The organism is Bradyrhizobium sp. JR3.5 (assembly GCF_054057015.1).
This window is the reverse complement of the sequence record NZ_JBSRYV010000002.1, coordinates 1,578,153-1,590,567: the sequence shown is the minus strand read 5'-3', so window position 1 is coordinate 1,590,567 and position 12,415 is coordinate 1,578,153. Positions and strand designations below refer to the sequence as shown.

Annotated in this window: 9 protein-coding genes and 1 pseudogene; 6 read left to right on the top strand and 4 right to left on the bottom strand. The window is 64.7% G+C overall.

Annotated features, from left to right (window positions below):
* Positions 1-24: 24 nt before the first annotated feature.
* The 3 genes and pseudogenes from ACVWW1_RS24385 (at position 25) to mctP (ending at position 2,876) form a co-directional block, all read left to right on the top strand.
* Positions 25-1,044, top strand: a pseudogene (locus tag ACVWW1_RS24385) (tripartite tricarboxylate transporter substrate binding protein).
* Positions 1,045-1,189: 145 nt separating this feature from the next.
* Complete coding sequence (locus ACVWW1_RS24380) at positions 1,190-1,375, top strand: DUF3311 domain-containing protein (protein ID WP_207832856.1); 186 nt, start codon at positions 1,190-1,192, stop codon at positions 1,373-1,375.
* A 10-nt stretch (positions 1,376-1,385) separates the two neighbouring features.
* Positions 1,386-2,876, top strand: a complete 1,491-nt coding sequence (gene mctP / locus ACVWW1_RS24375) for a monocarboxylate uptake permease MctP (protein ID WP_456657695.1) — start codon at positions 1,386-1,388, stop codon at positions 2,874-2,876.
* On the opposite strand, the gene ACVWW1_RS24370 is transcribed toward mctP, so the two are convergent.
* Positions 2,847-6,488 (bottom strand): indolepyruvate ferredoxin oxidoreductase family protein, encoded by a 3,642-nt coding sequence (locus ACVWW1_RS24370; RefSeq protein WP_456657694.1) that lies wholly within the window; start codon positions 6,486-6,488, stop codon positions 2,847-2,849. The two genes, mctP and ACVWW1_RS24370, sit on opposite strands and share 30 nt — an antisense overlap.
* 156 nt (positions 6,489-6,644) lie before the next feature.
* Between ACVWW1_RS24370 and ACVWW1_RS24365 the strand changes: the two genes are divergently transcribed.
* Positions 6,645-7,100, top strand: coding sequence for an Lrp/AsnC family transcriptional regulator (locus tag ACVWW1_RS24365; RefSeq protein WP_456660664.1), 456 nt, complete (start codon positions 6,645-6,647; stop codon positions 7,098-7,100).
* 186 nt (positions 7,101-7,286) lie between these two features.
* Here ACVWW1_RS24365 and ACVWW1_RS24360 read toward each other — a convergent pair whose 3' ends face one another.
* Positions 7,287-7,790: a hypothetical protein gene (locus ACVWW1_RS24360; protein ID WP_456657693.1), complete on the bottom strand. Its 504-nt coding sequence runs from the start codon at positions 7,788-7,790 to the stop codon at positions 7,287-7,289.
* 85 nt (positions 7,791-7,875) lie between these two features.
* Complete coding sequence (locus ACVWW1_RS24355; RefSeq protein WP_456657692.1) at positions 7,876-8,301, bottom strand: hypothetical protein; 426 nt, start codon at positions 8,299-8,301, stop codon at positions 7,876-7,878.
* 132 nt (positions 8,302-8,433) lie between these two features.
* On the opposite strand from ACVWW1_RS24355, the gene ACVWW1_RS24350 reads away from it, so the two are divergent.
* Positions 8,434-9,354: a LysR family transcriptional regulator gene (locus ACVWW1_RS24350; RefSeq protein WP_456657691.1), complete on the top strand. Its 921-nt coding sequence runs from the start codon at positions 8,434-8,436 to the stop codon at positions 9,352-9,354.
* 290 nt (positions 9,355-9,644) lie between these two features.
* Here the strand turns inward: ACVWW1_RS24350 and ACVWW1_RS24345 are convergent, their stop codons facing one another.
* On the bottom strand, positions 9,645-10,829 hold the full coding sequence (locus ACVWW1_RS24345) for a serine hydrolase domain-containing protein (protein ID WP_456657690.1): 1,185 nt from the start codon (positions 10,827-10,829) through the stop codon (positions 9,645-9,647).
* Between the two features lie 337 nt (positions 10,830-11,166).
* Between ACVWW1_RS24345 and ACVWW1_RS24340 the strand changes: the two genes are divergently transcribed.
* Positions 11,167-12,207 (top strand): IS110 family RNA-guided transposase, encoded by a 1,041-nt coding sequence (locus ACVWW1_RS24340; protein ID WP_456655417.1) that lies wholly within the window; start codon positions 11,167-11,169, stop codon positions 12,205-12,207.
* Positions 12,208-12,415: the final 208 nt, after the last annotated feature.

Genomic DNA, 12,415 nt, shown 5'->3' with positions numbered 1-12,415 from the left:
TCATGACCATCCGGCATCCCTTGCATGGCGCTCCCGTGTATGAAGGTGCCTCATCCGCCGCCGGGGCCTGCCATGCCGCTTCGCGTTCTGACCTCCGTCCTGTTCGCGATCGCAGCAAATGTGCTGCTGCAGGTGCCGGCGCGCGCCTTCTATCCCGACCATATCGTGAAAATCGTGGTGCCGTTCGCGCCGGGCGGCGGCACCGATGTCGTCGCGCGCACGCTGGCGCAGGAGATGCAGAAGGATCTCGGCGTCGCCGTGATCGTCGAGAACAAGCCGGGGGCAGGCACCATCATCGGCACGCAGAGTGTCGCCACCAGTCCGGCCGACGGCTACACGCTGCTGATCGCGACCTTCGCCAACGCGGTCAATCCGAGCCTCTACAGCAAGCTGCCCTACGATGCGCATAAGCACTTCGCCCCGGTGGCGCTGGTGGCGCGGTCGTTCAATGTCGTCGTGGTCAATCCTGCTTCGCCGATCAAGTCGATCACCGATCTGATCGCGGCTGCGAAGGCCGATCCGGAAAAACTGTCCTAGGGGACCTATGGCACCGGCACCTCGGCGCATCTCGCCGGCGAATTGTTCAAGCACATGGCGGGCGTCAATCTGACCACCGTGCCCTACAAGGGCGCGGCAACCGCGATCACCGACCTCTTGGGCGGCCAGATCCAGGTGATGTTCACGACGGTGGCAAGCTGCGCGTCGCTGGTCGAAGCCGGACAGCTGCGCGCCATCGCGGTGACCTCGGCGGAACGCTCGCCCGCGTTGCCGCAATTGCCGACGGTGTCGGAAGCCGGTGTATCCGGCTACGTCGCCGAATCATGGTACGGCCTTTACGCGCCTGCGAACACGCCGCCCGAGATCATCGACCGCCTCAACAAATCGGCCGCCAAGGCCGTGCAGGCGGAGGCCTTCAAGAAGCTCGGCGTCAATGAGGGTCTCGTGATGGTGGCACAGCCTCCGGCCGAGCTCGACCGCTACTTTGCCGGAGAGGAGGCGCGCTGGCGCCGGGTGATCCAGGATGCCGGCATCAAGGCCGAATAGGACGCCGCGGCGCACGGCGATCACATCTTTTTGCATCGCCATGCCGCAACCGTGATTCTAGACGCAACAAACGGGTTCCAGGGTCGTTGATGACGGGACGCCGGCAACCCCGCCGGTGGGTCAGGCCTTGGGCTGGGAGTGGGCCATGTGGATTCTGTTGCTGCTGCCGTTCATCGGCTTGCTGTGGGTACCGTTCTATAATTTCGCCGAACCCTCGCTGTTCGGCTTTCCTTTCTTCTACTGGTACCAGCTCGCCTGGGTGCCGATCTCCTCGCTGCTGATCTGGCTGGTCTATCGCAGCCAGCGGCCTGACGCCGACGAGCAGCGTTGAGGGGGTAGCCATGACCGATCACATCGCCTGGGTGGCGCTCTCCGTCTTCATCTTCTTCTTCGCCCTCGTCACCGTGATGGGCTTCTTCGCCGCGCGCTGGAAGTCCGGCCCGGTCAGCGAGCATCTCGACGAATGGGGTCTCGGCGGCCGTCAGTTCGGCACCTGGATCACCTGGTTCCTGGTCGGCGGCGATTTCTACACCGCCTACACGGTGATCGCGGTGCCGGCGCTGGTCTACGCGGTCGGCGCCTACGGCTTCTTCGCACTGCCCTACACCATCATCGTCTATCCCTTCGTATTCGCCGTGATGCCGGTGCTGTGGAAGAAGGCGCATGCCAACGGCTACGTCACCGCCGCAGATGTCGTCCATGGCGCTTATGGCTCGCGCGGTCTCGAACTCGCGGTGGCGCTGACCGGCCTGGTCGCGACCATGCCATACATCGCCTTGCAGCTGATCGGCATGGAGGTCGTGATCAAGGCGATGGGCCTGACCGGCGAACTGCCGATCATCGCGGCCTTCGTGATCCTCGCGCTCTATACCTATAGCTCCGGCCTGCGCGCGCCGGCGCTGATCGCCTTCGTCAAGGACATCATGATCTACATCGTGGTGCTGACGGCCGTGGTCGTGGTGCCCTCGAAGCTCGGTGGCTATGGCGCGGTGTTCTCGGCGGCCAACGATGCCTTCACGGCGAAGGGCGGCGCCACCGGACTGACGCTGAAGCCCGCGCAGTATCTGCCCTATGCGACGCTGGCGCTCGGCTCGGCGCTCGCCGCGTTCATGTATCCGCACACGCTGACCGGCATCTTCGCCTCGAAGTCGGCGGATACCATCCGCAAGAATGCGATCCTGCTGCCGGCCTATACGCTCTTGCTCGGCCTGATCGCGCTGCTTGGCTACATGGCCTATGCCGCCGGCATCAAGGCGACGTCGCCGAACGATGTGGTGCCGATGCTGTTCAAGACCTTGTTCCCGGAATGGTTCGCGGGCTTCGCATTCTCGGCGATCGCGATCGGCGCGCTGGTGCCGGCCGCGGTGATGAGCATCGGCGCCGCCAATCTGTTCACCCGCAATGTCTGGAAGTCCTATGTCAATCCGGATATCTCGCATGCCGGTGAGGCGTCGGTGGCGAAGATCACCTCGCTGGTGGTGAAGGTCGGCGCGCTTGCCTTCATCCTGTTCCTGCCGACGCAATATGCGCTCGACCTGCAACTGCTCGGCGGCCTCTGGATCGTGCAGACGCTGCCGGCGCTGGTGTTCGGCCTGTTCACCGTCTGGTTCCGCGCCGAAGCGCTGTTGCTCGGCTGGGCGGTCGGCATCGGCTGGGGCACCTACACGGCGTGGAGCAACGGGCTGAAGCCGCTCGCCAGCTTCTCGCTCGGCGATTCCAGCTTCACCTTCTATGTCGGCCTCGGCGCGCTCTTGCTCAACATCGTGGTAGCGGTGATCGCGACCGTCGTGGTCGGCTTGATCTCACCCGCCAAGCGCGGCGCGGCGGCCTGAGCCGTCGTTGGTATCTGACGGGGCGGAGGTGAGAAGCGCGGTCAGCCGCGCCACCTCCGCTTTGGTCTTCTCGATCGCAGTGTCCTTCACCGGCCCATAGCCGCGGATTTCCATCGGGGCCTTTGCCAGCGCGACGAGATCGGGCAGTCGCGCGGCGTCGAGCTTGCCGAGCATGGTCTCGATCAGCGCCTCGTACCAGGTGATCAGCTCGCGCTCGGCGCGGCGCTCCGCGGTGTAGCCGAACACGTCGAACGGCGTGCCGCGCAGTCCCTTGAGCTGCGCCAGCAAGCGGAGTGGCGTCTGGATCCACTGGCCGAACGCGCGCTTGCGTGGCCGGCCCCGTGCATCCAGCCGTGCCGGCAACAGCGGCGGCGCGAGATGGTACTGCACCGTGAAGTCGCCGTCGAACTCGCGCTTCAGGGTCTCGAGGAAGCCGGACTGCATGTGCAGCCGCGCCACCTCATACTCATCCTTGTAGGCCATCAGCTTGAACAGTGAGCGGGCAACGGCGTCGGTGAGGAGGAGTTCGGCCTCGCCACGGACTCGGTTCGCCTCTCCCGCTTGCGGGGGAGGCCGTAACGCATCGCCAGATGCGTTACGCGTGGGGGCTCTCTCCGCGATGGAACTCGTGGAGATACCCCCACCCCAACCCCCCGCAAGCGGGAGAGGGGGCGCACCTTCGTCGCGGCGGCTGCCGAGCGCGGCCTCGGCGCGGCGGACGCGATCGACCGTCGCGCGGTAGCGCGTGGCATAGGCCTCGTCCTGATAGTCACGAAGGAAGTCTGCGCGCCGCGCGATCATCTGCTCCAGGGTCTCGGGCTCATTGGCCGCAGGACCGTCCGCTTTCGGCAAGAAATCCGGATCTGCAAAGGCAATCCGGCCCCAGGCCAGCGCCTGCTTGTTGCGCTCGACCGCGACGCCGTTCAACTCGATCGCGCGGGTCAGTGCGTCCAGCGACACCGGCACCAGGCCCTGCTGCCAGGCAAAGCCGAGCATCATGATGTTGGCATAAACGCTGTCGCCGAGCAGCCGCTCGGCCAGCGCGTTGGCGTCGATCGTGGTGAGGTTGCCGGACCCGATCACCCGCTCGATGGCGCGCAAGCGAGCCGGCGAGGCGAGATCGGCGTCGCGGAAGCGGACCACGTCGCCGGTCGGCATTTCCGCAATGTTCACTGCGGCGCGCATGCCCTTGCGATAGGTGCCGGAGGCCTTGGCCGACGAGCTCACCACGAGGTCGCAGCCGATCAGCGCGTCCGCCGCGCCCTGGTCGATCCGGACCTGATGTAGCGCCTCGGGTGCTGCCGCCAGCCGCAGATAGCTCAGCACCGGGCCGAATTTCTGGGCGAAGCCGGTGAAGTCGAGCACCGAGACGCCGCGGCGCTCCAGATGCGCAGCCATCGCGATCAGCGCACCGACCGTGATGACGCCCGTGCCGCCGACGCCGGTCACCAGCAGATCATAGGGCTTGTCGAGGGCTGCAAGCCCCGGCGCTGGCAGCGCGGCGGCGCGTGCCAGCGGATCGATCGCGCTTGCGCTCTTCGCCCGCCGCTTGCCGCCCTCGATGGTCACAAAACTCGGGCAGAAGCCGTTGAGACAGGAAAAATCCTTGTTGCAGGTCGAGAGGTTGATCTTGCGCTTGCGGCCGAACGGCGTCTCCTTCGGCTCAACGCTGAGGCAGTTCGATTCCACCGAGCAATCGCCGCAGCCCTCGCAGACGAGGTCGTTGATGTAAGCAAAACGCGCGGGATCCTCGATCGTCCCGCGCTTGCGCCGCCGCCGTTTCTCGGTGGCGCAGGTCTGCTGGTAGATCAGCACGGTGACGCCGGGAATTTCGCGCAGCTCGCGCTGCACGGCGTCCATCTCCTCGCGCGGATGGATGGTGACGCCGGCGGGCAAATCCGCCGACGAGAACTGCCCGGGATCGTCCGACACCAGCGCGATCCGCGCGACGCCCTCGGCGCGGACAGAGTGCGCGATCGCCTGCACGCTGACCGGGCCGTCGACCGGCTGGCCGCCGGTCATCGCCACCGCGTCATTGAACAGGATCTTGTAGGTGATGTTGGCGTTGGCGGCGATCGCCTGGCGGATCGCCATCGAGCCCGAGTGATAGTAGGTGCCTTCGCCGAGATTCTGGAACACGTGGCTGTTGCCGGTGAATTTCGACGAGGCTGCCCAGTTGACGCCTTCGCCGCCCATCTGGATCAGCGACGAGGTCTCGCGGTCCATCCAACTCGCCATGAAGTGGCAACCGATGCCGGCCAGCGCCTTGGATCCGTCGGGCACCTTCGTCGACGTGTTGTGCGGGCAGCCCGAGCAGAAATATGGCGTGCGCGTCGCGCCGAGGACGGCGATCGTGCGGTCCTGCTCGGGCCTGAGCGCAGTGACGCGGCGGGCGAGCTGCAATTCGGGAAACATCGGATCGAGCCGCCGCGCCAGCACATCGGCCAGCATCAGCGGCGACAATTCGCCGGTCCAGGAGATCAGCCGCGCGCCAGTTTCGTCGTGCTTGCCGACCATCCGCTCCGGCTTGGAGCCGGGATAGTCGTAAAAGTATTCCTTGAACTGGCTCTCGATGATGCCGCGCTTCTCCTCGACCACGAGGATCTCGCGCTTGCCCTTCACGAACTCCATCGCATCATGCAGCGCGAGCGGCCACACCATGCCGACCTTGTAGATGTCGATGCCGAAGCGGCGGCATGCGGCTTCGTCCAGCCCGACCAGCCGCAGCGCCTCCATCAGATCGAGATGCGCCTTGCCTGTGGTGACGATGCCGTAGGTCGCGTCCTTGATGTCGTAGATGCGGCGGTCGATCGGATTGGCTTTGGCAAAAGCGTAGACCGCGTGCTTCTTCGCCTCCAGCCGCTCCTCGATCTGCGGGCCCGGCAGATCCGGCCAGCGATAATGCAGGCCGCCGGGCGGCGGTACGAAATCCGGCCGCACGAACGCGCGCGGCGGCGCAAGCTCGACCGAGGCGCCGGATTCGACGATCTCCGAGATCGCCTTGAAGCCGACCCACATGCCGGAAAATCGACTGAGCGCGTAGCCATATTCGCCGAACGCGAGATATTCGCTGACATCGGCCGGATGCAGCGTCGGCATGAACCAGCTCATGAAGGCGACATCGGATTGATGCGGCATCGAGGACGACACGCAGCCATGATCGTCGCCGGCGACGACCAGCACGCCGCCATGCGGCGAGGAGCCATAGGCATTGCCGTGCTTCAGCGCATCGCCGGAGCGATCGACGCCGGGGCCCTTGCCGTACCACAGCCCGAACACGCCATCGACCTTTCGATCCCTCTGCGTCTCGACCTGCTGCGAGCCGAGCACGGCGGTGGCTGCGAGGTCCTCGTTCACCGCGGGCAAGAATTCGATGTGGCTCTGCTTCAGCCGCTCGCCGATCTTCCACAATTCGAGGTCGACGCCGCCGAGCGGCGAGCCGCGATAGCCGGAGATGAAGCCAGCGGTGTTGAGCCCGGCGGCACGGTCGCGCCTGATCTGGTCGAGCGCGATGCGCACGATCGCCTGCGTGCCGGTGAGGAAGACGCGGCCGCGTTCGCGGCTGTAACGCTCGGACAGCTGGTAGGCGTCGAGTTGCGGCATCTGGCCCATGACTGACCCCTCCGGGAATCGCAATGTCTAATGGGCAAGGCTATGCCTGAGTTTCTGGTAGGTCCTACCTATCTGTTCTCCGGCGACCTCAATTTCGGTATACTTTTGCGATTTTCCAAGTATATTGGTATAGTCTACCAGACGGGAGGCTCTGCGGTGATCGAAGAGCAGGACGAAAAAATCCTCGCCGAGCTGCAGAAGGACGGCCGCGCCACCAACCAGCAGCTGGCGGAAACCGTCGGCATGTCGACCTCGGCATGCTGGCGGCGGGTCCGCGCGCTGGAGGAGTCCGGCGTCATTTCGGGTTATTCGGCGCTGGTCGCGCGCGAGCGCGCAGGCTTTGCGACCTCGGCGATCCTGCACGTCTCCCTGGAGCGGCACGACACGAAATTCGTCGACGAGTTCGTTGCGCGGGTGATGCAGCGCCGCGAGGTGCTGGAGTGCTTCGCGACGACGGGCGACGCCGATTATCATCTGCGCGTCGTCGTGCGCGACATGGACGCCTACAACCGATTCCTCGACGAGTTCATGTTCCACATCCCCGGCATCCGCCATGTCCGCACCAACGTGATCCTGAAGGAGATCAAGACCGGCGTGGCGCTGCCGTTTTGATGGAGATGTCGCCGCGAAGGCCACGCCGGAGCCACGCGCTCAATTTCTTGTCCCGTCACCCTGAGGAGGCCGCGTAGCGGCCGTCTCGAAGGGCGAACGGCCACCAGCCGGGCCGTGCATCCTTCGAGGCTCGCTCCGCTCGCACCTCCAGCGACAAAGGCGAAGCCTTTGCGCGGGGATGACGGGTTATTGTGCTTGTTCCGCCGACTTCCCCCGCATCAAGATCATGAAGACCATGACATGGCTGACCAGCAGCAGCGGCACGTAGAGCGCCGGAATATAGATGCCGGCGCCGAACAGGCCGGGATCCGCGTTCTTCGTCGCGCCCATGAAGTAGGCGTTGAGAAGATCCAGCGTGCCCCAGATGTTGAAGAGCCAGACGATCGGAATGGCCACCGGCCAACGCCACGACAGTGCCGCCATCGAGAGCAGAGCGAGCGCTGCGGCGGTCAGATCGCCCCAGCCGACCGCGCTGGCAAACACCGGGTTCACCTCCGGCGATACGAAGCCTGTGACCATGAAGTTCATCCCGAGAAACCGGAAGGCATGAAAAGCCGCAAGCAGCCGGAGCGCCTCATGGCGCGGCCAGGTGCGGAGCGCCGGCCAGACATAAGTCGCGGCCACCACTGCACTCGTCAGAAATGCTCCGGCGACGCTGAGCAAGAATGGAATGTTGAGACTTACTGGCACGGTCGGCTCCCGTCTGACTGTCGATCCGGGGAGGCCGGACCCGGCGATCAGGTCCGGCCTCGGCAAGGCGCTCAGGGCTTGGCGCTTAAGGCTTGCCGACCAGCAGGCGCAGCGGCAGCAGCGGGCCGACCGCGATGTAGTCGTGGTCCATGACATCAAGCTTGGACAGCGGCAGCCCTTCCATGATCGCGTGCGCCTCGGATGTATCCTTGGCATCGAGCAGCAAGACGACCCCGCGCCCGTCGGACCGCGAATACCATTCGCGAACCTTGCCGCTGAGATAGAGCTGCACGGTCTGCCGGATTTCATCCGGCATCACGGCCATCACCTGTTCGCGGGTGACGCCGGCCTTGACGGTCAGGATGACCATCACGCCGGTGGTGATAGTGGAGGGGGCTTGAGCCTGTGTTTGGCCCTGTGTTTGAGCCTGGGCAAGAGAGGGTGCGGTCATGGAGGTTAAGCCTGTCGAGGTGAGGGTGAGGGCAAGGAGGGTGTGACGGATTGTTTTCATCGGTCGCAGGTCTCCGTTCACGACTGATGTCGTGATGTCGCGTGGAGCAGCGCGCGTCGCGGTGCTGCTGCCTGTGGCTCCGATGTAGGGCGGCTTCCCGCGCGCGACTATTCGCGATAATGTTGACGGGCCATGAAGCAGAACTTCACAGTCAGGCAGGGCGCACTCGACGGCGTGGAGGCGTTCCTCAGCGTCGCCCAGCACCGCAGCTTTCGTCGCGCGGCGACCGAGCTCGCGGTGACGCCGTCGGCGATCAGCCAGGCGGTGCGCGCGCTCGAGGCGCGCCTCGGCGCCGTGCTGTTCATCCGCACCACCCGCAGCGTCGGCCTCACCGAGGCCGGCGAACGATTCCTGGCGCGTGCCAGGCCCGCGTTCGAGGAGCTGGTCGCCGCAAGCGGCGCCGCGCGCGAACTCGGTCAGAAGCCTGCCGGCCTGTTGCGTCTCACCGTGCCGCGCTCGGTGGTGCCGATCCTGCTGGAGCCGCTGATCGCCTCATTCTGCAAGGCCTATCCCGAGATCGAGGTCGAGCTCGCCGCCAGCGAAGAGCTGGTCGACCTTGCGGCCGGCGGTTTCGATGCCGGCATCCGGATGGGCCAGTTCATCAACCCGGATATGATCGCGGTGCGTCTGACCAAGCCGTTCCCGTTCGCTATCGTCGGCAGCCCGGACTATCTCGCGCGCCGCGGCCGGCCCAAACGTCCGGACGATCTGCGCGAACACGCGTGCTTGAGGTTGCGGCGATCGAATGGCGGGCTCGCGCCGTGGTCGCTGAACGACAACGGCCGTTCGATCGAGCTTGCCGTCTCCGGCTCCTTCATAGGCCATGATTTCCCAACGCTGGTCGGCGCCGCCATTGAAGGCGTGGGACTGGCGCAAGTGCCCGCGCCGCTGGTCGCCGGCGCCGTGAAGGAGAAAAAACTCGTGCGCGTGCTGGAGCCATTCGCGACGACAACGCCCGGCGTATTTCTCTACTATCCCGGCCACCGCCAGATCATGCCGAAGCTGCGCGCCTTCATCGACCATGTGAAGAGCAGGTCGGCGACGGCGCGCTGAACTAAGTGTAGGACGAAGCGATACCCATCATTGTGCCGCGGATTCGAAATTGATGGGTTTCGCTTCGCTCTACCCATCCTACGCCGCTAAACTTGACGCGGATTTGCGGCCTTCGATCAGGCGGCATGCCCACGGGATTGCGCACCGTTCTCCCGGCGCATCATTCCGGGGCGCGCGCAGCGCGAGCCCGGAATCCATTTCACCACTTGCCTTGCAGCTCAATGGATTCCGGCTCAGCCCTTCGGGCTGCCCGCAGGTGCGCAATTGCGCACCGGGAATGACGGCGAGGGCTACGCCCGCTTCTGCGGCTGCCAGTCAGGCACCGTCTTGACCATGTGCCAGACCAGCAGGTCGAGCGCGCGGGTCATGCCGTCCCGCGACCTGGTATTGGTGAACGCGGACCAGCAGAAGTCTCCGTTGGTTCGGACCGAGATCGTCGTCGTTCCGTCGAGCAGGCCGCTGTGCCACCAATTGTTGTTGGCGGTGATGAACAGGCCCTTGGCATAGCGGGGGTTGATGGCGCTGGGCGTGCTCATGATGCGGAGGCTGTCGTCGGTCAGCAGCTGTTCGGTGTCCTTGAAGCCGTCGATATGGACGAACAGCGTCGTCAAATCGCTCGGCGTCGCAATCCAGCCGCCGTGCGAATCCATCCGGGCGACGTTCATCCGGTACGGATCGCCGCCGGCCTGGCTATAGTATTTGACCTCATTGCTGGCCCGCTCGCGCAGCGTATTGCCGGCAATCTGCATGTCGGTGATGCCGCATCGCTTCAGGACTGCGTCCTTGATGTATTGCCCGTAGCTCCGGCCGCTGAGCTGCTCGATCACGCGCCCGAGGATGCAATAGCCGAAGTTCGAATAGGCATAGGACTCACCCGGCGGACTGGTGAGCGGCATGTGCTCCAGCGTCCAGTTGATCAGCTCGCGATGCTTTAAGTCCGGGTTCATGAACATCGGATCGCGATACTGGTTGCCCCAGGTCCCGGTGGTGTGGGTCAGCAGATGCTCGATCGTGATCTGCTCGACAGGCGAGCGGGATGAGCCCAACGGCCTCAGGCTTTGCAGGGTTGGCGTCGTCGGATAGTCCTGACCGAGAATGGAGTTGGCGCCGAACACGTAATCGCTGAGCCGCAATTTGCCCGCTTCGACGAGGGTGAAGATCCCGGTCGAGGTCACCGGCTTCGATATGCTCGCGATCCGGAAGCGGTGCTGCGGCGTCAACGCTTCGCCGCTCTCCCGATCCGCAACGCCGAACGCCTCCACATAAGCCGGCTTTCCCGTGATCGAAACCGCGATGGAAAGACCGGGGACGTCATACTCCTTCATGAAGTCGGCGGCGAGGCCCGCCATCTGCTTGCGTTGCTCCGATGTCGGAAGCTCCGCGGGCGGGTCGGCAAGCGCCGGCGACGGCCTGCAGGCGATCCCTGCGGCTGATAGCAGCGAGCCTTGAAGCAACGTTCGGCGTGAAAGCGGCATGGTTGCCTTGCCTGGTGGGTGCGAGCGGCGCGCACGTTATTGCGGTTCTGTTGTTTCTGTCACGTTAAAGTGGTGGTGTGATGACGTCACCATGGCCCGACGGGCAATGTCGCGAGAGTGCGGACGTGTGACTCACGACCCGCTCAACAAACTCGCTGTCGTCCCGGGCAAGCGCAGTGCGACTCGGGACCCATAACCACAGGGTACAGTTGTCGTGCGACGCTGTGGCCCCAGCGAATTCCATCACACAAGGCGGTGGTTGATGGTGTGGACGGCCCCCTACGGCATCAGTGTGCCAGAATGAGGTTGTTGTAAATCTCAGACAAGGAGACCGTCCGTGAGAGAGATTATCCGTATTGGGATGGATACGTCGAAGCATATTTTTGTGCTGCATGGGGTTGATGCGTCCGAGCAGCCGGTCTTACGCAAGAAGCTTTCGCGCAAACTCGTGCTGGAGTTCTTCGCCAAATTGCCGCCGACGGTGATCGGGATGGAGGCCTGCGGGGCGTCGCAATATTGGGCGCGCGAGCTTTCCAGGCTGGGCCATGAGGTGAAGCTGATGGCGCCGCAATTGGTGAAGCCCTACGTGATGCGGAACAAGAATGACGGGCGTGATGCAGAAGGCCTGTGTGAGGCGATGAGCCGGCCGAGCATGCGCTTTGTGCCGGTGAAGACGGCCGAGCAGCAGGCTGCGCTGATGCTGATGGGGGTCCGCGACGGACTGATCGCCCGGCGCACCCAATTGACCAACACGATCCGCGGCCATGCGGCGGAGTATGGCCTGATCGCGCCCAAGGGACTGGAGGCGATCGAACCACTGCTGGCGCGGATCGCGCAGGACGAGACGCTTCCCGCTCTGGCGCGCGAGCTGTTTGTCGTGCTGGGCCGGGAGTGCGTCAGGCTCGAGGGCGAGTTGGAGGTGGTTGAGGCCAGGCTGATGGCCTGGCACCGCGGCGATGCCACGGGCCGGCGCCTGGCTCAGATCCCCTCGGTCGGTCCGATCATTGCAACGATGCTGGTGATGAAGACACCTGATCCGGGCGCGTTCCGCTCCGGTCGTCACTTTGCGGCTTGGCTGGGATTGACACCCAAGGACCATTCCACCGCAGGCAAGACCAGGCTCGGCAAGATTACCCGGGCGGGCGATGAGGACCTGCGCCGTCTGCTGGTCGTCGGGGCCACGGCGGTGATCCAGCAGGCCAGGCGGGGGCGCGGTCATCACTCGCGCTGGCTGCTGGCGCTGATCAAGCGTAAGCCGCCGAAGCTTGCGGCCGTAGCGCTCGCCAACAAGGTGGCGCGCATCGTCTGGAAGCTGATGGTGACGGGTGAGAGTTATGACGCCGCACGGCTGAATGCCGCGACGACGGGTACCGCTTAACAGATTGGCCGGCTGGCGGGCTCGCTCGTCAGCCGACCCGGAGCTGCAAGAGCAGATGGAGCGATCGATCGAGCAACGATGCGAGACAATCCGTGGGACCCATCGGCCGTCAACAGGTCGCGTGGTTGTTTGGAACTCGCATCGCGCAAACCATCTTGGCCAGCGATCCATTCGATCGCACTCAACAGGCCGGACATATGGATGCAAG